Source organism: Leucogemmata humicola, from assembly GCF_055379415.1.
Window position 1 is genome coordinate 2,740,420 of the sequence record NZ_AP040875.1, and the last position, 21,950, is coordinate 2,762,369.

17 protein-coding genes are annotated in these 21,950 nt (G+C 63.1%); 11 read left to right on the top strand and 6 right to left on the bottom strand.

Annotated features, from left to right (window positions below):
• Positions 1-150 precede the first annotated feature (150 nt).
• From AC6H4Z_RS11300 to AC6H4Z_RS11335, 8 genes are all read left to right on the top strand, one after another.
• Positions 151-3,153 (top strand): alpha/beta hydrolase family protein, encoded by a 3,003-nt coding sequence (locus AC6H4Z_RS11300; RefSeq protein WP_497546856.1) that lies wholly within the window; start codon positions 151-153, stop codon positions 3,151-3,153.
• Positions 3,154-3,322: 169 nt separating this feature from the next.
• Positions 3,323-4,135, top strand: a complete 813-nt coding sequence (locus AC6H4Z_RS11305) for a TIGR00266 family protein (protein ID WP_497546857.1) — start codon at positions 3,323-3,325, stop codon at positions 4,133-4,135.
• A 9-nt stretch (positions 4,136-4,144) separates the two neighbouring features.
• Positions 4,145-5,170 (top strand): ABC transporter ATP-binding protein, encoded by a 1,026-nt coding sequence (locus AC6H4Z_RS11310; RefSeq protein ID WP_497546858.1) that lies wholly within the window; start codon positions 4,145-4,147, stop codon positions 5,168-5,170.
• A complete protein-coding gene (locus tag AC6H4Z_RS11315) occupies positions 5,167-6,003 on the top strand; it encodes an ABC transporter permease (protein WP_497546859.1) in 837 nt (278 codons plus the stop codon). The genes AC6H4Z_RS11310 and AC6H4Z_RS11315 overlap by 4 nt, the downstream gene beginning before the upstream one ends.
• Entirely contained in the window at positions 6,000-6,605 is a 606-nt protein-coding gene (pdxH, locus tag AC6H4Z_RS11320; RefSeq protein WP_497546860.1) for a pyridoxamine 5'-phosphate oxidase, read from the top strand. Before AC6H4Z_RS11315 ends, pdxH begins: the two co-directional genes overlap by 4 nt.
• A 63-nt stretch (positions 6,606-6,668) precedes the next feature.
• Entirely contained in the window at positions 6,669-8,627 is a 1,959-nt protein-coding gene (gene speA / locus AC6H4Z_RS11325; protein WP_497546861.1) for a biosynthetic arginine decarboxylase, read from the top strand.
• A 2-nt stretch (positions 8,628-8,629) separates the two neighbouring features.
• Positions 8,630-9,862: an amidohydrolase family protein gene (locus AC6H4Z_RS11330; protein WP_497547033.1), complete on the top strand. Its 1,233-nt coding sequence runs from the start codon at positions 8,630-8,632 to the stop codon at positions 9,860-9,862.
• A gap of 75 nt (positions 9,863-9,937) precedes the next feature.
• Positions 9,938-10,771, top strand: coding sequence for a Plug domain-containing protein (locus tag AC6H4Z_RS11335; protein WP_497546862.1), 834 nt, complete (start codon positions 9,938-9,940; stop codon positions 10,769-10,771).
• A gap of 5 nt (positions 10,772-10,776) precedes the next feature.
• Here the strand turns inward: AC6H4Z_RS11335 and AC6H4Z_RS11340 are convergent, their stop codons facing one another.
• The 4 genes from AC6H4Z_RS11340 to AC6H4Z_RS11355 all read right to left on the bottom strand — a co-directional run bounded on the left by AC6H4Z_RS11340 (position 10,777) and on the right by AC6H4Z_RS11355 (position 15,533).
• A complete protein-coding gene (locus AC6H4Z_RS11340; RefSeq protein WP_497546863.1) occupies positions 10,777-13,521 on the bottom strand; it encodes an ADOP family duplicated permease in 2,745 nt (914 codons plus the stop codon).
• A gap of 4 nt (positions 13,522-13,525) precedes the next feature.
• Positions 13,526-13,855, bottom strand: a complete 330-nt coding sequence (locus tag AC6H4Z_RS11345) for a PadR family transcriptional regulator (protein WP_497546864.1) — start codon at positions 13,853-13,855, stop codon at positions 13,526-13,528.
• 410 nt (positions 13,856-14,265) lie between these two features.
• Positions 14,266-14,868, bottom strand: coding sequence for a superoxide dismutase (locus AC6H4Z_RS11350; RefSeq protein ID WP_497546865.1), 603 nt, complete (start codon positions 14,866-14,868; stop codon positions 14,266-14,268).
• Between the two features lie 23 nt (positions 14,869-14,891).
• Positions 14,892-15,533 (bottom strand): VTT domain-containing protein, encoded by a 642-nt coding sequence (locus tag AC6H4Z_RS11355; protein WP_497546866.1) that lies wholly within the window; start codon positions 15,531-15,533, stop codon positions 14,892-14,894.
• Between the two features lie 52 nt (positions 15,534-15,585).
• On the opposite strand from AC6H4Z_RS11355, the gene AC6H4Z_RS11360 reads away from it, so the two are divergent.
• The 3 genes from AC6H4Z_RS11360 (at position 15,586) to AC6H4Z_RS11370 (ending at position 20,093) form a co-directional block, all read left to right on the top strand.
• Positions 15,586-16,806, top strand: coding sequence for a hypothetical protein (locus tag AC6H4Z_RS11360; RefSeq protein WP_497546867.1), 1,221 nt, complete (start codon positions 15,586-15,588; stop codon positions 16,804-16,806).
• Between the two features lies 1 nt (position 16,807).
• Positions 16,808-17,344, top strand: coding sequence for a hypothetical protein (locus AC6H4Z_RS11365; RefSeq protein WP_497546868.1), 537 nt, complete (start codon positions 16,808-16,810; stop codon positions 17,342-17,344).
• A gap of 118 nt (positions 17,345-17,462) precedes the next feature.
• Entirely contained in the window at positions 17,463-20,093 is a 2,631-nt protein-coding gene (locus AC6H4Z_RS11370) for a glycoside hydrolase family 38 N-terminal domain-containing protein (protein ID WP_497546869.1), read from the top strand.
• A gap of 3 nt (positions 20,094-20,096) precedes the next feature.
• Here AC6H4Z_RS11370 and AC6H4Z_RS11375 read toward each other — a convergent pair whose 3' ends face one another.
• The gene (locus AC6H4Z_RS11375) at positions 20,097-20,960 is read right to left on the bottom strand and encodes an ABC transporter permease (RefSeq protein WP_497546870.1); all 864 of its coding nucleotides are present in this window, start codon (positions 20,958-20,960) and stop codon (positions 20,097-20,099) included.
• Positions 20,957-21,943: an ABC transporter permease gene (locus tag AC6H4Z_RS11380; RefSeq protein ID WP_497546871.1), complete on the bottom strand. Its 987-nt coding sequence runs from the start codon at positions 21,941-21,943 to the stop codon at positions 20,957-20,959. Before AC6H4Z_RS11380 ends, AC6H4Z_RS11375 begins: the two co-directional genes overlap by 4 nt.
• Between the last annotated feature and the right edge of the window lie 7 nt (positions 21,944-21,950).

Consider the following 21,950-nt stretch of genomic DNA (forward strand, 5'->3'; position numbering starts at 1 on the left):
CTGGAGCCTGCGGGTGCCAGGCGTCTAACTTTCCGGCGCCAGATCCAGCTCGATTTTCCCCAACGCCACCCGTATCAGCGTCGTATCTACAGATACGGTTCCGTCGTCCCGCGGCCTTTGCCGCGCCTCCCCCACACCGACGATGTTCTCATGAGAAAGATCGCCATCGCGTTGACGGCTGTGTTTGCTGTGCCGGCTGCAGCGCATGCCCAGAAGAAGCTGCTGACGCAGGCCGACTGGGACAAATGGAAATCGATCAGCTCACCCGTGCTGTCACCCGACGGTAAGTGGGCGGCATACACGCTCATTCCGCAGGTCGGTGACGGAGAGCTCGTCATTCGATCGACGACAAACAACACCGAGTATCGCGTTCCGCGCGGTTTCCTCGGACGACCCAACAACACGCCGGGCGGCCTTCGCGGCCCGGCTGGCGGTACGGGCGAAGAAGCGCCCACCGGTCCGACGGCGACGCCCGCTCAGATCTCCTCGGACAGTCGCTTCGTGATCGTCAGCACCCAGGCGCCGCAGGCTGAGGTCGAGCGCGCAGGGCGGGGGCGTGGCGCGGCGGCGGCCAATCGGCAGTCGGTCGTCATCGTCAGCCTCGCCGACGGTAAGTCGACGACGCTGGCCGGAGCGCGCTCCTTCCGCATGGCGCGCGACAACGGAACGTGGCTCGCCTACGTCCCCGAAGCCGACTCGGCGTCGGGTGATTCGACGTCGCGCGGCGCCGCCCAGGCAGCGCCGGCCGGCGGCGGTGGACGTGGTGGTCGTGGCGGTCGCGGCGGCGGTGGTGGCGCAGCGGGTGGCCGCCGTCAGTTTGGCTCGCCGCTCGTACTTCGCAACCTCGCGTCGGGCGCCGAAGAGCGTCTCGCTGATGTGCTCACGTATGCATTCGACGACAGCGCGAAGGTCTTCGCGTACACCGTCGTGTCGCGTGATTCGACGAAGGACGGCGCGTTCCTCCGCAACATGGGCTCCGGCGCTACGACGACGTTGCTCGCGGGGCACGGTGACTACAAGGCCATCACGTTCGATCGCACGGGAGCGCAGCTCCTGTTCGCGTCGGATCGTGACGAATTCGGTCGCGGTGATCGCCCGCACTACACGGTCTACCAGGCGTCCACCAAGGGCGGCACGGCGCAGGCGATCATCACGCCCGCGCAGCTCCCGTCGGGAATGCATCTCGCCGACGGCGGCAGCATTGCCTTTAACCGCACGAATACCGCGGTGATGTTCTCTGTTGCTCCGCCGGCGATCGATTCAGTGCCGGCCGACTCGCTCGTCGGCAAAGCGACGTTCGACCTGTGGCACTACAAGGATCCGGTGCTTCAGCCGACGCAGAAGCTCAACGCGTCGCGCGATCGCAATAAGACGTATGGCGCGATCTACTTCATGAATTCGAAGAAGGTCGTGCAGCTCGCCGACGACTCGATTCCGACCGTGAACGTGTCGGACGACGGCCGAGTTGGCGTGGCGAACTCGCGCGAGCGATACATGATCGAGCAGATGTGGGGCGACGGCGGCACGGACGTCTACGTGATCGATCCGGCGACGAACACGCGCAAGATCATCAAGGAAAAGATCAACGGAAACGCGCAGCTCTCGCCGGACGCGAAGTACGTCGTGTTCTACGATCACAAGAATTGGTATAGCTACAACACGTCGACGGGGAAGACGGCGAATCTCACCGGCGGTCTCAAGGGCGTGCACTTCGACAATGAGACCGACGATCATCCGGCTGAGCCACCCGCATGGGGCTTGGCAGGTTGGGTCAAGAACGACGCATCTGTGTTGCTCTACGATCGCTTCGACATCTGGGAGATCGATCCGAACGGCGCGAAGCCGGCGGTGGTCGTAACGGATTCGGTTGGTCGCAAGAACAACATTCAGTTCCGCCTCGCGGAAGGCGGCGGTCGTGGTGGTCGCGGCGGCGGCGGCGGTCGCGGTGGCCCTGGTGGGGCTGCCGGCGACGATCGCGGTTCGCTAGATCCGAACGAGACGATCATGCTGCGCGCCGTGAACACCGAGACGATGGCGAGCGGTTTCTATCGCGATCAGCTGGGCACGAAGAAGGAGCCGGAAAAGATCGTGATGTCGGATCTCGCGTATGGCCAGCTCACCAAGGCCGCGAATGCCGACGTCTACATGACGACGAAGAGCACCTTCACGGAGTTCCCGAATCTCTGGGTCGGACCGTCGGTCACGAACCTCACGAAGATCTCGGACGCGAATCCGCAGCAGAAGGACTACAACTGGGGCACTGCGGAGCTCGTGCGTTGGACCAGCGCCGACGGTAAGCCGCTCAAGGGCATTCTCTACAAGCCCGAGAACTTCGATCCGAACAAGAAGTATCCGATGATCTCGTACTTCTATGAGATCCTGTCGAACGGTTTGTACAGCTACGTGGCGCCGAACGGCCGCAACGTGATCAACCCCACGCACTACGTCTCGAACGGCTACATCGTGTTCGAGCCGGACATCGTGTATGAGGATGGTCATCCGGGCATGAGCGCCTACAAGGCGATCGTTCCGGGCGTTCAGTCGCTCATTCAGCGTGGCTATGTCGACGAGAAGAAGCTCGGTTTGCAGGGCCAGTCATGGGGTGGCTACCAGACCGCATACCTGATCACGCAGACTCACATGTTCGCCGCGGCAATGGCGGGCGCGCCGGTCGCGAACATGACGAGCGCGTACGGCGGCATTCGTTGGGGTTCGGGCGTTGCTCGCGCGTTCCAGTACGAGACGGGTCAGAGCCGCATTGGCCAGTCGCTCGATCAGGCGCCGCAGCTGTACCTCGAGAATTCGCCGCTCTTCCATCTGCGCGACGTCACCACGCCGTTGTTCATCATGAGCAACGACGCTGACGATGCCGTTCCGTGGTACCAGGGCATCGAGTTCTTCGTCGGCATGCGTCGATTGAACAAGGAAGTGTATCTGATCGACTACAACAACGACGTCCACAACCCTGCGAGTCGCGCGAATCAGAAGGACATCGCGATGCGCATGCAGCAGTTCTTCGACAACAAGCTGCGTGGCTTTGCGGCTCCGGATTGGATGGTGCACGGCATTCCGTACACCGCCAAGGGCAAGGATCAGTTGGCGCCCGCGCCGGTGCAGGCGGGCAAGGTCACGCCTGAGGGCAAGCAGCGATAGCACGGGGTAACAACTGGACCACGGCTGCCGGCGATGACACTATTCGCGCCGGCAGCCGTTTTGTTTCTATGTTACAGCCTGGTTCCGACGCCCGTTCGTGGCTGTAGCGTGGACTCGGCCTCCAAGCGCCTCGTCCTCTACCACCTCGCACCTAGGTACTGAGGTTCAAATGGCTGACGAAATCGACTACAAGCTGATTGGTGACGACCTTCAAGCGGTCATTGTGACGCTCGACCCCGGCGAGATGATGATCGCCGAAGCGGGCGCGATGATGTACATGCAAGACGGCATCGTCATGAACACGACGCTCGATCCGAACGCGCAGGGCGGCGGCCTAATGGGCAAGCTGTTCTCTGGCGCCAAGCGCGCACTGTCGGGCAATACGTTCTTCGTGACGACGTTCGCGAATGCTGGAAACGTCCGCCAGGACGTCGCGTTCTCCTCGCACTTTCCCGGCAAGATTCGTCCGATCGATCTGCGCGAGTGGAACGGCACGCTGATCGCGCAAAAAGACTGTTTCCTCTGCGCGGCGCGCGGCATCAATGTCACGATCGCGTTCACCAAACGAATCGGCGCCGGCTTCTTCGGCGGCGAGGGGTTCATTCTCCAGCGCATCGAGGGCGACGGGCTCACGTTCCTGCACGCCGCGGGTGCACTCGCCGAGATCGACTTGCAGCCGGGTGAATCGCTGCGTGTAGACACGGGGTGTTTGGTCGCGATGTCGGAGAGCGTTGATTACGACATTGAAATGGTGCCGGGCATCAAGACGGCGCTCTTTGGCGGCGAGGGACTCTTCTTCGCACGCCTGCGCGGTCCTGGACGCGTCATTCTGCAGACGCTTCCGTTCTCGCGCCTTGCCGATCGCATCATCGCCGCATCGGCGCATGGACGCGGCGACCATCACGGTGGGCGAGTCGGCGGTCTCGGCGCAGCCGGCGTGATTGGCGGCGTGATCGGATCGATGATCGACAGCGACCGTTAAACAACGCAAATGGCAGCGATCGAAACACGCGCGCTTCGAAAGGTTTATCCCGCCCCGCCTGCGCCGAAAAAGCGCGGACGGGGCGGTCCGCCTGGTATGGGCGGTCCTCCAGGAATGGGCGGGCCACCGGGTGCGCCGCGCGGAGAGATCATTGCCCTCAAAGGTCTCGACCTCGAGATCCGCGCCGGCGAGTTCTTTGGTCTCCTTGGTCCAAACGGAGCGGGTAAGACCACGACGATTGGAATTCTCACGACGCGCGTTCGTGCGACATCGGGTACGGCACTGGTTGGCGGCGCTGACGTGACGAGTCAGGCGGTGCAGGTGCGACAGCGCATTGGTGTCGTGCCTCAGCGCCCGAATCCGGATCGCAGTCTGAACGTCCTCGAGAATCTGCTCTTTCATGCGGCGTATTTCGGGATCGCCGCGTCGGCGGCGTTGCCCAAGGCGAACGCGCTGCTCGAGCAGCTCGGCATTTCCGATCGCGGGCAGTCGAAGGTCGACGAGATGTCCGGCGGACAGCAGCAGCGTCTCATGATCGCGCGCGCGCTCATTCACGAGCCGCAAGTGATCTTTCTCGACGAGCCCACAGTCGGCCTCGATCCACAGACGCGTCTGTCGCTCTGGGAGATCCTGCGCGCGCTGCACAACGAGGGGCGCACGATCGTCATGACGACGCATTACATGGAGGAAGCCGACAAACTCTGCGATCGCATTGCCATCGTCGATCGCGGTGAGTTGCTCGAGCTCGACACGCCCGAGGCGCTCAAACGACGCGCACCAGGCGGAACGCTCGTCGAGATTTCACTCTCGGCGAATGCGGATGGCGTCGTCGAGCCGGTACGCGCTGTCGCCGGAGTCCTGCGTGCGGAATCCAAAGGTCCACTGCTTCGCGTCTACAGCGACCGCGGTGGCGCGGTGATCTCGCCGGTGATTCAGATTGCCGAAGAGAAGGGCGTGGCGGTGACCAACATCAGCCTGACGGAGCCAAGCTTGGAAACACTCTTCGTGGCTCGCACCGGGAGGAAGCTCGATTGACCGCCGCCTCTGTTCCTGCCGCCTCTGCGGGCGCCACAACCTCCGCTGAGCCGCGCCCCGTTCCGGTCTCGTCGGTGTTTGCCGCGCTGCTGCGCCGCGACATTCGCGTTGCGAGCAAAGAGCTTCCGTTTTTTCTCATTCGCACCACGATGCAGCCGCTGCTCTTTCTCATCGTCTTCGGCTACCTGCTGCCGAAGATGAGCTTCGTGGGCAAGGGCTATCAAACCGCGCTGCTTCCAGGAATCCTCGGCGTCAGTTTGAGCCTCTCGGCGATTCAGTCGGTCGCGCTACCGATGGTGCAGGACTTCGGCTGGACGAAGGAAATCGAGGATCGCCTGCTCGCGCCGGTGCCAACGCGTATCATCGCAGCCGAGAAGATTGTTGCTGGGATGATTCAGGGGGTGATCGCGGCTGCGTTCGTCCTGCCGATTGCGCGGCTGGTCATGGGTCCCATTCCCGACCTTACGCTCTCGAACTTCGGAGCGGTGCTCGTGATCGTCCTGCTCGGCTCGCTGGCCTTCTCATCGCTCGGGATGTGGTTGGGAACTGCGATCGCCCCGCAGCAAATCGGATTGATGTTCAGCGTGATCATCGCGCCGATGCTGTTTTTCGGGTGCGCGTACTACCCGTGGCGTGGTCTCGATGTCGTGCCGATCATGAAGTACCTCGTGCTCGTCAATCCAATGGTGTACGTCTCGGAGGGGATGCGTGGCGCGCTCACACCAGGTGTGCCGCACATGCCGCTTCCGGTCGTTGTCATTGCGCTCGTCGTCGTCACGTCGATCTTCTGGACGCTCGGCATCCGGAGCTTCTACAAGCGAGCCATCGGATGAAGATCGCGGCGAAGGACGATCCGTTCGTTCGCTTTCAGGCGGTCTTCGACGAAGCGATGCGTACGCCGCGCGACGTCATCCCAGAGCCAAACGCGTTCTCGCTCGGGACGGTCGACGCTAACGGTTGGCCGAGTGTGCGCATCGTGCTGCTCAAGGGTTTTGACGAACGTGGGTTCGTGTTCTACACGAACTACGAGAGCCGAAAGGGGCGTGAGTTGCTGGCTTCCAAGCGGGCCGCGCTGTGCTTCCACTGGCCGCTCATGGAGACGCAGGTGCGCGTCGAGGGCGACGTGGACACCGTGACCGATGCCGAGGCCGACGCGTACTTCGCTTCACGGGGGCGAGGGAGCCAGATCGGAGCGTGGGCGTCGATCCAGAGCCGTCCGCTCGAGCATCGTGGCGATCTCGAGGCGCGAGTGCTCGAGATCGAGCGCCGATACGAGGGCGTCGCCGTGCCGCGGCCGCCGCACTGGTCGGGCTTTCGCGTCGTCCCGCGCATGATCGAGTTCTGGAAGGGCATGCCGAGTCGCTTGCACGTCCGCGAGGTCTTTCGGCGGGACGCGCCAGGCAGTCCGTGGACCGTGGAGAGCCTCTACCCGTAGCGGATTTGCCACACCGCCGGCCAGGGCATTTCCCCAGGCGCCACGCGGGTTATTTTCTTCCCCATGGCTACACGTATCGCCGAGACCACACCGGCGGATCAGCAGACGAACTGGACGATCGACGCGGCGCGCTCGCTCTACAACATCGAGGGCTGGGGCGCCGGGTACTTCGACATCAATGAGAAAGGCCACGTGATCGTGCGTCCCGACAAGGAGCACTTCGATCACGTCGTCGACCTCTACGACATTACCAACGATCTGGAAGAGCAGGGCATCGCACTGCCCGTGCTTCTCCGTTTTTCGGACATCCTTCGTTCGCGGATCAACTCGCTGACGAACCGGTTCGATCAGGCGCGCGAGGAATTCTCCTATACTGGCGGATACACCACGGTGTACCCGATCAAGGTGAACCAGCAGCGCCACGTCGTCGAAGAGATCGTGGAATTCGGCAAGGTCCATCAGGTTGGTCTCGAATGCGGCAGTAAGCCCGAGCTGCAGGCCATCCTGGGGTTGGGCGAAAGCACCGAGCACCTGATCATCTGCAACGGTTACAAGGACGAGGAGTTCATGCGCCTCGCCCTCATGGGTCAGAAGCTCGGGCACCAGGTATTCATCGTCCTGGAACAGCTCAGCGAGATCGACGTGCTGCTCAAGGTCGCCGACGAAATGGGTGTCACGCCAACGGCTGGCGTCCGCATCAAGCTGGCGTCGCGCGGCTTTGGCCGATGGAAGGAGAGCGGCGGCGAGAAGTCCAAGTTCGGCCTCAACGCCGCGCAACTCATGCAGGCGATCGACAAGCTCCGGGCGGCCGGTCGGCTCGACATTCTCAAGCTGATCCACTTCCACCTCGGCTCGCAGATCACCGACATCCGCTTCATCAAGATCGGCCTTCAGGAACTCACGCGCTTCTACGTCGAGCTGCGGAATGTCGGTCTCGACATCACGCACGTGGACGTTGGTGGCGGTTTGGGCGTCGACTACGATGGGTCGAATTCGACGTCGGACGCGAGCGTGAACTACTCGCTGCAGGAGTACGCCAACGACGTGGTCTATACGTTGGCCGAAGCCTGTCGCGAGCACGAGCTCCCGATGCCGCACATCATCAGCGAGTCGGGGCGCGCGCTCACGGCGCATCACGCCCTGCTGCTGATCAAGGTCATCGACGTCGAGTCGCAGGGCGATCGTCCGGTACCGGATCTGACCGACGACGACCATCCGCTGCTGCACGAGATGATGGCCGACTATCGAGACGCGTCGCGCAAGAACGTGTCGCGTCGGCGCGTGCGCGAGATCTTCCACGATCTGACGTTCGACAAGGAGCGCGCGCAGGAGCTGTTCAACACCGGCGTCGTCACCCTCCGCGAACGCGCCGTTGCCGAGCAGATCTACTTCGCTACAGTGAATGTGTTGGCGCGCTTCGTCCAGAAGAGCCGCGAAGATTTCGAGGATATCGTCACCGACCTCGATGCCACGTTGGTCGATCGATACTTCTGTAACTTCTCGCTCTTCCAGTCGCTGCCCGATAGCTGGGCAATCGATCAGCTCTTTCCGATCATGCCGATTCACCGGCTGGACGAAGAGCCGCTGCGCCGCGGAACGATTCAGGACGTCACCTGCGATTCCGACGGCAAGATCGATCGCTTCGTCGGCGATCGCGAAGGCAATCCGAGTCTCGAGTTGCACGAATTCCGCGACGGCGAGCCCTACATGCTCGGCGTATTCCTCACCGGCGCGTATCAGGAGATCCTCGGCGACTTGCACAATCTCTTCGGCGACACCAACGCGGTGCACATTCGGCTCGGACCGAGTGGCGTGTACGAGGTCACCGATCTCGTCCACGGTGATACGGTGACCGAAGTGCTGAACTATGTGCAGTTCCGCGCCACGGATCTGTTGCAGACGTTCCGTCGAAAGGTGGCCGCGGCCAAGCACATCAGCCGGCAGGAGTCCAACACCTTCATCGCGGACTACGTGGCTGGCCTGGAGGGCTACACGTACCTCGAGGGCGAGGCCGCGCAGTGATCATGCGCCGAGCCGTCATCGCACTCGTCGCGACGGCTTCGGCGCTGCACGGTCAGAATTCTTCGATCGCGCCGGTGGCAGGAGCGTCGGTGACGATCCATGCGGCGGCGATGATCGATGGCCGTGGCAAACAGTCGCGCGACGTGCTCGTCACCGTTCGCGCCGGAAAAATCGAGCGTGTCGAATCGGCCGTTGGCGCGCGCGGTCGTGGCGCGACCTACGAGCTCGGAACGGCGACGCTGCTTCCTGGCCTGATCGACGCGCACGTGCATCCTGGCTGGTACATCAACAAACAGGGTGCGCTGCACAACGACCGAGACGGAGACACGCCGGCGCAGTCTGCGCTCGCTCGCGCGGGCAATCTGTACGCAACGCTCATGGCCGGTTTCACGACCATTCAGAGTCTCGCTGGCCCGGAAGATCTGGACCTTCGCGAGGCCGTGGAGCGCTGGCAGATTCCCGGTCCGCGGATTTTGACCTCGATCACCCAGATCAACGATCGGAACCTGTCGCCAGATTCGTTGCGTGGCGTCGTCCGCGCGCTCAAGGCGCGTGGTGCCGACGTCATTAAACTCTTCGCATCGGCGGGACTTGGCGCCGGTGGTCAACAAACGCTCTCCGACGAACAGTTGGGGGCAATCTGCGGCGAAGCGAAGTCGGTTGGACTTCGGTCGGTCGTGCACGCCATCAGCGCCGGCAGCGTTCGCGCGGCCACGCTCGCTGGTTGTACGGAGATCGAGCACGGCACCTTTGTGACCGACGCCGAGTTGAAATTGATGGCGGACAAGGGAACGATCTTCGATCCGCAGGTGTGCCTCGTCTTTCAGAACTACATCGACCACCGCGACGTGTATTCGCGCTCCGGTTTCACCGAGCAGACCTTCGAGAGTCTCGCCGCGGCAATTCCGACGGCCACGGAGATGTTCAAACGCGCGCTTGCGACGCCTGGGCTGAAGATCATCTTCGGCACCGATGCGGTGGCGCTGGCACACGGCCGAAATGCCGAAGAGCTAGTCTGCCGGGTGCACGCTGGTCAGAAGCCAATGGACGCGATCACCTCCGCGACGTCCGCCACTGCCGCCGCGCTTGGACTCGGCGGGCACCTCGGTGCAGTTGCACCGGGTTTTGACGCAGATCTCATTGCGGTGCGCGGCGATCCGTCGGCGGATATCGCGGCGATTCGGAATGTCGTATTCGTGATGCGCGGCGGTGTGGCGTTCCCAGATCGTCGATAGATCCAGCCAAGGGTTACCACGAAGGTCACGAAGGTCACGAAGAAGTCTCAACGCCAGCGCGGTATCTCCAATGCCATGTTGCGAATCTCGATAGCAACCCGCGCCGTCCGCGTTGCGATACTATCGCTGCTCCTGGCGCATGCGGTCACGGCCGTCGCGCAGGCACCCGATACCACGCACAAGTCCGTGCGCATCATCGGCGTGTTCGACTCTCGCAGCGGAGATCCGATCGGCGGAGTTCAGATCCTCGACGTGTTTAGCGGCTCGTATGCGATAACGAGTCCAACAGGCGCAGCACCGCTGAGCTTCGTCACGTTCAAGGGATCGGCCGGATTCGTCGAACTGCGGAAGCTCGGCTATCAAGCGAAGCAGGTGATGGTGAGCAGCGCCGACACCATGCCGATGACCGAGATCATGGAGCCGGTTACAACGCTCGCTCCGGTCGTTACCACTGAGCGCTATCGCATCGATCGCGACGCAGGACGGTGGGATGGCTTCGAGCAGCGCTGCCAGTCCAAGTCCGTGACCTGCTTCAGACCCGAAGAACTCGAGCGCCGACAGACGGCGAATCTCGCTGATTTTCTCATTCACGCCGACGGTGTGACGCTCGGCGCCTGCGGCGGAGGAAGCGGGAAGTGGAGCGCCAACCGCGCCGGTCAGTGCGGCAAGATCTCGATGCGTTCGTCGACGATTCCGCCATCGTATTGCGCGCCTACGTTTTACATCGATGGCTTCGAGTGGAACGCGAAGCTCGGTGCGGCGGCGGACCTCGTTCCGGGCAGACCGCCGGAAGCTCCGTTCACGCCCACGAACGTAAAAGCGATCGAGGTCTACGCCACTGGGAGAAACCGGCCCATGCGCTTCGAGGGCGACCCCAATTGCGGTGTCGTCCTCGTTTGGACGAAGTAGTTCGTCTACTCGCTTCGCAACGCCGTCAGCGGTGAAACGGTCGACGCGCGCCACGCAGGAATGATTGCGGCGAGTACGCTGACCGTGAGTAGCATGACCGACGCCGTCGAGAGAATGCTGACATCTCGCGCCGACGTCTCGAACAACAGCGCCTGAGCGAGCGGCGCCAGCACGAACGCGATCACGCCGCCGACCGCGAGCCCGAAGGCAACCATGCGCATCGATTGCCCGACGACGAAGCGCGCGACGTTCCCGCGCGTTCCGCCGAGTGCGAGACGGATGCCCATTTCAGCGGTGCGCTGCGAGACGAGGCAGGAGATCACGCCGAACAATCCGACGGCCGCGATGACCAAGGCCAGCATTCCGAACACCGAGAACAGCGTCGCACCGAGTCGCCACGGGCGAAGCTGCGGATCGAGCAAATCCTGATACGGCCGCACGCGTGCGAAAACCGACCCGCCGGTCGCGCCCTGAAGCCACTGTTGGATCGGTCCGACCATACGATCCGCGTCGCCCGAGACGCGCAACATCAGGGCTTGCACGTTGGGTCCATTTCCGAATGGTGTTGGCGGTAGCTGCGAGAATGGGATGTAGTACTGCATCAGGGTGGCTTCGCGCCCCGTACGTTGGAGCGATCGAGCACGTGAATCGCGCACGACACCCACGACCTCGCGACAGGGAAGTGTCGCGGGTGCAAGCGGCGTTGGTGGCGCGGAGAGATCGAAGCCAATGCGGATGCACTTCCCGATCGCGCTCTCGTTCGGCCAGACTTCGCGCGCCATCGTTTCATTCACGAGGGTCACGGGCGGCGTGCCGTGCGAATCGGCGTCGGTGATCAGGCGTCCCCGCAGAAGCTTGACGCCGAGGAGGTCGAGGTATGCCGGCGTCGCCGGATACATAATTGGCAGCTGCCCGCCCGCGCTCGGCGGTTCAGCATGTCCAGGAACGCTGATGGGCGGAATGTTGTGGTAGCCGAACGGCATAGCGCCGACGATGGCCGCGCGCGTCACACCGTTGACGCGCGCCAGTCGTTCGGCGAGCTCCGTGTATATGCGATCGCGCTCGGGCCCGGTTGGTTGTGTTCGGAACGACAGTTCGGCGAGTACGAGATGCGACGTGGAAAAGCCGAGGTCCTGTGAGCTGACGCGATCGAGGCTGCGGACGAATGCTCCGGCGCCCACGAGAAGGACCATGCACAGCGCGACCTGCACGCCGACCAACATCGCCTGGGCTCTTGACCGTCGGATCGATCCGGCCGCGCTCCCTCCATGTAGTTCGTCAGTGAGCCCGCGTTGAACGATCTGCGCCATCGGTCCGAGCCCGGCGACAATGCCGGCAATGATGGCGATGATGACCGTAGCCGCGAGCAGCGACGGATCGATGAGTCGTTCGGACGGCGCGAGGTTTGGCAACAATGTTGCTCGCATGATGCGCGACAACCATTCTGCGACGAATAATCCGGCGACGGCCCCACCTGCGGCGAGCACGAGGCTCTCGGTCAGCAACTGTCGCGCGAGTCGCGCGCGCCCGACGCCGAGTGCAATGCGTACGGCCATCTCGCGGCGGCGCTTGACCGCGCGGACGAGCAGCAGCGTCGCGACGTTCGCGGTGGCGATCAGCATCACGACGATGGCGACCCCGCCGAGCCAAAGCGCAATCTTCGCCTGAAGACTCTGCCGTGCCACCTTTCCCGGCAGGACAGATTCGAGAGCGACGGAGGTCGCCTGCTCGTCGGACCGGTCAGCGAAAGTGTTTCGAAAGCTGGCTGTGGCCATTCCGCCCGCCGTGCGCGCTGCGACATGCGACCCGAGGCGCGCGACCACGTTGACGATGTTGAAGCCAGAATTCGTGCGCCAGTCGTCGTGGCGGCCGGCGAACGCCGCGCTCAACGGAAGGAACACGTCGACCTTCGACGCGACGTCTCCATTGAACCCGATTGGCGCGACACCGACAACGGTGTACTTCCGATCGTCGAGGACGACCTCGCGACCGAGCACACTGGCATCGCCATTGAATTGTCGCTGCCAAAACGAATGCGTGAGCACGACGGCTGCATTGCCAACGACAGGGTCGTCGTCGCTCGGGCCGAGGAATCGGCCGAGTAGGGGACGCGCGCCGAGTACGGTGAAGTAGTCGCCCGATGCGGCGATCGTTGCGACGTGCGACGTGTTCGTTCCGGATCCTATCGTGAGCGTGTCGGCTCGCGTTGCGGCGACGTTGATCGCAGCGCCGCTCGATTGAATCGCGACGAACGCCGGATACGACATCGTGGATGAGGCAAAGATGTTGCCGTCATCGGTGAGTCGCACGAGCTGTGCACGAACGACGCTTTGCGGATCGCGAATGCCCGCTGGCGCGGCGAGCATCAACTGCTGGATCAACCCGAACATCGCCGCATTCGCGCCGATCGCCAGCGCGAAGGTCAGCACGACACCTACGACGAGTGACGGCTCGCGCCCGAGAGTTCGCAGCGTGTGGCGGACGTCGTACAGGAGTGTGTCGAACCATTCGCGAAGGGCCACGCGTCGCATCTCCGAAGTGTCCATGGCATTCAGTTGTGTTCGCACCGCGTCGACGTCGCCGAACGCTCGCAACGCAATGGCGCGCGCTTCATCGACGGTTGCGCCCCGGTCGACGAGTTCCTGGATGCGCATCTCGAGATGGAAACCGATCTCGTCGTCGGCTTCCGCCTCCGGTCGTCTCAGCGGTCGCAGCACCCGGCGAAGCCCGCGGAAAGATCCAGACAGCATCGCGCTACGCCGGATGGAGAATGCGCGACACGAGCTGGGCGTATTGCTGCCACGTTGCGACTTCGACGTTCAGTCGGCGGCGCCCGGCGGGTGTGAGTTTGTAGTACTTCGCTTTTCGGTTGTTCTCGGAGAACCCCCACGTCGACTCGACCCATCCTTTGCGCTCGAGACGGTGCAGCGCGGGGTACAGCGCACCTTCCTCGATGTTGAGTTGATCGTCGGTGCGCTCGCGAATCCAGCGCGACACGGCATAGCCATGTGACGGCCCAAGTGTCAGCGCGCGGAGCAGAATGACGTCGAGTGTACCGCGGAGGATTTCGAGTTCGGGCGCCACGTGGCCTCCATAAGGTTCTTATGGAAGCATTGGCGCCGTCCCATAAGAACGCAAGGGGGCGACGTGTAAGCAAACCGCCGGGCAAGTGTTTGGATCCTCTCGTCGGCGATTTTGAATGGTTTCTCCTTCGTGTGCTTCGTGACCTTCGTGGTTCAACTCTGGGGATTTCACCACGAAGGTCACGAAGGACACGAAGAACTGCCGAGGCGCATTTCCAATTCAGAAGTTCTCTGCGTCCTCTGCGGCCTCTGCGGTTCACAAATCAACTGATTGGACCGCAGAGAACGCAGAGGCCGCAGAGAAAACCACTCACGGAGGAGAACCACTCGCCGAGGATTCTCTCTTCGGGATGCACCCAAAAAAAAACGGCCCCGAGGAGGGGCCGTTCGTATTCTCACATCAGCAGGCGATCAGGCGCCGAAGCGCTGCGCCACCGCATCCCAGTTCACCACGTTCCACCAGGCCGCGATGTAGTCAGGGCGCTTGTTCTGATACTTCAGGTAGTACGCGTGCTCCCAGACATCGAGGCCGAGGATCGCCGACTTGCCTTCCATCAGCGGATTGTCCTGGTTCGGCGTGCTCGTGATCGAGAGCTTGCCGCCGTCATTCACCAGCCACGCCCAGCCGGAGCCGAAGCGTCCAGTGCCTGCAGCCGCGAACTGCTCTTTGAACTTTGCGAAATCACCAAACGCGCTCTTGATCGCGTCAGCGAGCTTACCGGTCGGCTCGCCGCCTTTGCCCGGACCCATGAGCTGCCAGAACAACGAGTGATTCCAATGGCCGCCGCCGTTGTTGCGCACTGCTGCGCGCACCGACTCCGGAACACTGTTGATCCCGCGCATCAAATCGTCGAGCGACTTGTCGGCCAGCTCGGGCGCCTTCTCGATCGCGGCGTTGAGATTATTCACATACGCTTGATGGTGCTTCGTGTGATGAATCTCCATCGTCTTCGCGTCAATATGCGGTTCGAGCGCATCGTTCGCGTAGGGCAGCGCGGGCAGGGTAAACGGCATCTTCGTCTCCTGGTTATTGCAGCTTATGCGGGTCGTTCGTCGCGCGCTGCGCGACGTGCTCTCATCCAACCAATCAGTCCCGGCAACAGCGAGAGGAAGATCACGAGAATGATCACCGTCTCGATGTGCTGATCGACCCCAGGAATGTAGCGACCCAGGAAGTAGCCAATGAACAGCATGCTCCAGATCCAACCAATTCCACCGACAATGTTGAAAAGCGTGTAGCGGCGGTATCCCATTTGCCCCATTCCGGCCACGACAGGAACGAACGTCCGGACGATCGGCATGAATCGCGCAATGATGACCGTCTTGCCGCCGTGCCGTTCGTAAAACTCGTGGGCGCGATATAGATGCTTTTTGTTGAAGAGCAGCGAATTCTCACGCGAGAACAAACGCGGTCCCGCGGCGCGGCCAATCGCGTAGCCCACGGTGTTACCGAGGATCGACGCGACGGTCAGCAGCAGCCCGAGGACCCACACGTTGAAGACGCCCGTCGTAGCGGCGAGCAGCCCCGCCGTGACGAGCAGCGAATCACCGGGCAGGAAGAAGCCGACGAGCAAACCCGTCTCGGCGAAAATGATCGCCGTGAGCCCGACGTATCCGCCCCAGGCAATGATGGCGCGAACGTCACGAAGGCGGTGCAGCCAATCCAGCAGCACTTGCATGAGATGAGGGGCGAGGGGCGGGTGCGGCCGCGACTGGGCCAGGGAAGGACGGATGAGCAGGCAAAGTTCGACAGCTGACCGACGGGAATCAACCGGCGACGATCGCAGAGACACGAACGCAACTGCGGACGCGTCGCTCGAGCTCCCGCGCGAGCGACGGAACCCGTGGTGGGATCGCCCCGGCGTCACGCCGCGTGCTGAACGGATTCTCAACGGCGTCGGGGTTGCCCTCGTCGCCGTCTTTGCGGTGGGATGGACGTGGTCCATCACGCGAGCCGAACCGCTCCCGCCTGGAACGGCGACGAGCAGCGGAACACTCGGCGGTGGCGACATCGCCAGCGCGCTCACTCATGAGGATGCGCCAACGACCGCCTATGTCACGGACGCGACACTGAACGCGCTCGTGGATCGCGCGTTCAAAACCGCGCGCGGCAAGAGCGGAAAACTCAAAGCCGACATCGAGCCGGCACCGAACTCGATCACACCAGATACGCTGCCACCGGGCGCAACGGTACAGTACTCGCAAGGTGGTGAGACAGCACCGCAACCAAAGGGCGCGGGAATCTGGAATGTCGCGCTCGCTGTGGGCAACGCCGTTCGACCCGTCGCAAACCTGAATCTCATCTCGATGCTGCCGTTCAGCGCGAAAAAGAATGGACACGTCGGCCTCTACTTCCTCGGCACGTGGCCGAGCGAGAAGGGGAGCGTCGGTCCGTCGAAGGCGCCTGGCGGTGCATACGCAAATCCCAAAGGCTTCATCGAGGTCACGCAGAAGAACGCGGACACACCGGTCTCCGAGCATTTCAAGCTGCGTGATTTTCTCACGCACGATCAACCCAACGTGTGGCCGAAGTATCTCGTGCTGCAGCCGCGGCTGATCGACAAGCTCGAGTTGGTCATGGCCGACCTGCAGGCTCATGGAATCGACACTCGCGGTGTGCACGTGATGAGCGGCTTTCGTACGCCGCAGTACAACTACACCGGCGGCAATACAGGCGGCAGAGCCAACCTCAGCCGCCATATGTACGGCGATGCGTCGGACATTTTCATCGACAACGATGGCGACGGTCAGATGGACGACCTGAACCATGACGGCAAGATCAGCATCGACGACTCGCGAGTCATCGAGGCCGCGGTTGACCGTGTCGACGCGAAGCATCCAGAGCTGATCGGAGGGGCCGGCGTCTATACGGCGGGGCCCGGGCACGGACCTTTCATTCACATCGACACGCGTGGCTATCGAGCGCGCTGGGCGGGGACTTCAGGAGGCTGACGTGGCGGACCAACGGGAGATGGTGGACGGCGGAACGGTCATCGGGGATCGCGAGGCCAAGCTAGACGCACGCAACGGCAAGCCCGACAGCAACAAGGATCGGCCCATCAAGGAAGTTCGGGCCACCGATATCGAGCCGTACACCGGCCTGCGATATCTGTCGAAGCTCTTCCGCTTCATGTCGGTCATCCTCGTGATGCTGCTGATCGCCGAAGTGGTGACCGGCATGTACACGCAGGGTTCAGCCGCCATTCCGACGCTACTCGGCGAAGCGAGTCGCCTCATTGTGCTCGCGGGCGTACTCTGGGGCACGGGCGACCTGGCACATCTGTTGATCGATGTCGGTCACGATGTTCGCGCGACGAGAATTCTCGGCGCACGAGTGGCGTACGCCATGAAAACGGCGCCGCTGGGCTCGAACCGTTCGTCCGATCGCGGTGACGTTCTGCGCGATGACCTCCGCTTCCACGAACGTCAGGTGACGCGTGAAAATCTCACCGATCGCGGGAGCAGCGAAGAGGGCCCTCCGATTCCGTGAGGCGCTCCACTTCACGAGCGCGTGAAGTCTGAAGACCATCACTTGCGCGTAGGGGACGGCCGCGGCGAATATCGCCGGGGCCGTTTTTCTGTTCTCCTCTTTCCCCGACTGCACCCGGATGGCGCTCGACGTTCACATCGTTTCGCATACGCACTGGGATCGTGAGTGGTACCATTCGTTCGAGCGCTTTCGGCAACGACTCGTCGCACTGATCGACGATCTGCTCGAGAATCCCCCCGCGAGCGACGAGAGTTTTCTCCTCGACGGCCAGGCGATTCTCATCGAGGACTATCTCGCTGCGCGGCCTGAACGACGCGAGCAATTCGCGGCGCTGCTCGCGGCAGGGCGTCTTGAAGCCGGTCCGTGGTTCGTTCTTGCCGACGAGTTGATTCCCGGCGGCGAAGCGATCGTTCGCAATCTGCTCACGGGACGACGCGTGCTCGATCGGTTCGGTGCAGTCGCTCCGCCGGTTCTGTATTGCCCAGACTCGTTTGGACATCCCGCTGCGCTGCCGGAGATCGCTGAAGGATTTGGCCTTCCGTTGACGATTCTCTGGCGCGGCTATGGCGGGCCGCACTGGCCTGCGGGCGACACCGTTCGCTGGCAAGCGCCGAGTGGCGCGTCGACGATCGTGTTTCATCTTCCGCGCGATGGCTACGAATTCGGGTCGCATCTTCCGGCGGAACCGCAAGCGGCCGGCGAGCGCTGGGAACGAATGCGCGGCGAGCTCGCGCCGCGCTCGACGACCGGTGTGTTGCTCATTCCCAACGGCGCGGATCATCACGCGCGGCAGGCGCATCTCGACGCGATTCTCGACGCGTTCGAAGCCGTTGGCGCGACCGACGGCGTGCATCGCAGTTCGCTTCGGTCGTTCGCGGAGCGACTCGTCGAGCGCGCAAGCGCTCAGCGTCTTCCAGTGGTCCGCGGAGAATTGCGCGACTCCTACGGCTACACGTGGGCGCTTCAGGGTACCTTCGCGACTCGCGCGCACGAGAAGCGCGGGAGTGCGCGTGCTGAGCGTGCACTGCTTCGCGAAGCGGAGCCGTGGGCTGCTCTCGCGGCCATCGCAGGAACGTCGCGTCGGGTACTCGTCAATCTTGCTTGGCGCGATCTGTTGACGGCGCATCCGCACGACACGCTGTGTGGTTGTTCGATCGATGAAGTGGCTGTCGCTATGGAGGGCCGCGTTCGCGCGTCGCATGCGCAGTCGTCGGCGATTCGCGACGAAGCCATCGCCGAGTTGATTGGCTACGATGCGGCGAGCGCACGTGAACGGCGCGACCGGTGGCAGCCTGTCGTCGTCGTTCGCAATCCCGCGCCACGCGTGCGCTCCGGTGTCGCGATCATCGACGTCGAGGAATTTCTTGCTGACGTACCGGTCGGCCCGGGTTCGGCGACGATTGCGCCACCCGTCGCCGTCATGCCGTCGCGCAAACCGTCGATCCCGGCGTTAGGTCCGCTTCAAGTTCTCTCGCAGAGTATTCGAACCTCACGCATCGAATCGCCACAGCACTATCCCGACAACGACCTCGTAGCGGTACGTCGCGTGGCTGCGTGGGTGAGCGACGCTCCGGCGTACGGCGTATTGACGTATCCGTTGGATGCCGGCGAGGCACGACGGCGACAGCGATCCGAACACGCCGTCGTTGTAGGTCCCGACTCGATGCAGAACGCCGCGCTGCGCGTCGCCGTTGATGACGCCGGAACTGTTTCGCTCGAAGATCTCGCTTCTGGGCGACGTATTGCATCGGTACTCGAGTTCATCGACGAAGGCGATGTTGGCGACCTGTACACGCCGGCGCCTCGGCAGCAGCCATTCGTCGTGCAGTTCCGCGGCGTTCGTCGCGAGCATCGCGGCCCACTCCGCGGCGAACTCGGTCTCCGCTATCGCATCCTCGATTCGGCGACGCAACGCACGAGCGCCGAGCTGACCGTGAATCTCGTGCTGGATGTGGAAACGTCGTTCGTTCGTGTGATCGTACACGGCGACAATCGCCGCGAGGATCATCGCGTGCGTCTCGTACTGCGCGGCGAAGTGAACGATGGCGCGGTCTGGGCAGATGCTGCGTTCGGTCCGGTTCGACGCGAGCCGATCGTCGTCGAAAACGCGCCTCTCGGTGCCGAGCTTCCGCCGGCAACCGCGCCGCTGCACCGATACGTCTCGGTATTCAATGAGCAGGCAGGCTTCACGGTCTTCAGCGATGGCCTGGCCGAATATGAAGCTCGCGACGACGCGATAGTCGTCACGCTCGTGCGGTCTGTTGGGGAACTGTCGCGCAACGACATTATCGAACGCCCTGGCCACGCCGGTTGGCCTTCGCCAACTCCAGGCGCACAATGCCTCGGTGCGTTTGCCGGTGAGTTTGCCGTCATGCTGCATGGTCCGCGGTTGGCGTCAGCGGTCGACGCGATCGAGCGGACTGCCGATGATGTGCTCAATCCTCTCGTTGGCACCACGCTCCGTTCCGCGATCGCGGTGCAGCCGCGTATCGACGGCGTCGAACTCGTCGGAACTGGACTCGCGTTCTCGACGATCAAGGAGAGCGAGGACGGTCAGTGGTTGGTGCTCCGTTGCGTGAATGTCCGCGACGATGAGGTGAGCGGCCTGTGGCGGTTGCCATTCGAGATTCGCCAGGCGCGATCAGCGAGGCTCGACGAAACGATCGTGAACGAGCTGAGCGTCACGGGTCGAGAGTTGGCATTCGTGGCTACACAACGCGCCGTCGTGACGCTGCTCGTGCGCTCCTAGGCCTCAGGCGCGGTCGCGAAGAGTCGAGTCCTGCTCTCCGGCCAAACGGTCGCGGAGGGCGTCGCCGAGCAGTGTGCAGGCCAGCACGGTTGCGACGAGCGCGAGTCCCGGAGCGATCGCCACCCACGGTGCGGCGACAATCAGATCTCGCCCGCCCGCGATCATGTTCCCCCAACTCGGCTGCGGTGGCTGAATACCCAGGCCGAGAAATGAGAGACCGCTCTCGAGCAGAATCGCATTGCCAACGCCGAGCGTCGTCGCGACGATCGCGGGCCCGAGTGCATTGGGAAGCGCGTGTCGCCACAGCACACGCGCCGACGATGCGCCCAGCGACGTTGCCGCGTCGACGAACGGTTGTGCTTTGACGCCGAGCAGTTCGGCGCGCACGAGACGCGCTACACCCATCCATCCAGTGGCAATCAATACGGCAACCACGGTGGACAGGCCCGGACGCCACAGCGCCGCACACACGAGCAGCAGCACGAGTCGTGGTAGGGCGAGCAATGCATCGCTGATCGCCATGAGCGTTGCGTCGACTGCGCCTCCAACCCATGCGGCGACCGCGCCGATGATTGTTCCCACAGCACTCGCGAGCAAGGAGCCGACCAACCCAACAGCGAGTGAGATCCGTCCGGCGAGCATCATTCGAACGAACAAGTCGCGGCCGAAGCGATCGGTGCCGAGCAAGTGAAAGTTGCCATGAACGTCGCGCGTCCACGGAGGAAGCAGGCGTAACGCGAGAACGTCGCCGATGCCGAGCGGGTCCTGGCTCGACAGCATCGGAACGAAGATCACCGCGAGCGTCAACGCGGCGAGAATTCCTAGTGCGACGGCGTCGATGCGGCGGAGCGATCGGAGAAATCTCATGCTCGTCGCCGCGGATCCACGAGCGGGAGTGCGATATCGCCAGCGAGATTCGCCAGCAGCACGAGAGCGGCGTAGATGGCTGCCGCACCCATGACGAGCGGGTAGTCGCGCGCCACGATCGCGTTCACCATCAGCCGCCCCATCCCGGGCCAGGCGAACACGGCCTCGACGAAGATCGATCCGGCAACCAGTCCGGGAAGGGAAAGTGCAAACAGAACGACGAGCGCTGGAAGCACCGTCGCCAACACATGCCGAAAATACACGCGCGCGGGGGACGCGCCCTTCGCGTGAGCCGTGCGCACGAAATCGCGCGACAGTACGTCGGCAATGCTCGATCGCGCGTACCGGGCAATTCCGGCGGCGCCAACCGCTGTGAGAATCGTTACGGGGAGAATGGCGTGGCGAATGAGATCGAGGAGGGCGGGGATGCCGTGTAGATCCGCGTCGGGAGACCGCATCGCGAATGCCGGAAGTCGTAGCGCCGGCGGCAGTCCCCACGCTGCGGCGCCGTAGGTGAACACAGCCACGAGCGCGAGCGCCAACCAGAAACTCGGTGCCGCGTACACAACGGTGGTTGCAACCGTGAGCACGTGATCGAGTGGACGTCCGCGCCGAATTGCCTGCAGCATTCCGATCGGGACGCCAATCAGGAAGGTCAAAATCAGCGAAGATGCACCGAGTCCGAGCGAGACGGGGAGCGTTTGCGCAAGCGCAGTCACGACGGGCTGTCGCAGCGAGAAGCTTTCGCCGAGGTCGCCGTGAAGCAGGCCCAGACCCCATCGTGCATATTGAACGGCGACGGATTGGTCGAGGCCGAGCTCGGTTCGCAGTCGAGCGACTTCGGCCGCGGACGCAGAGGGCGGTACCAGGAACACGGCAGCATCACCCGGAGCAAGTCGGATGAGCGCGAACGTGATTGTGAGCACCAGCCACAGAAGCAGCAGCGCGCCGGCAAGTCGGCGGAGCACAGCGGGAGGATGCACGCGTTGA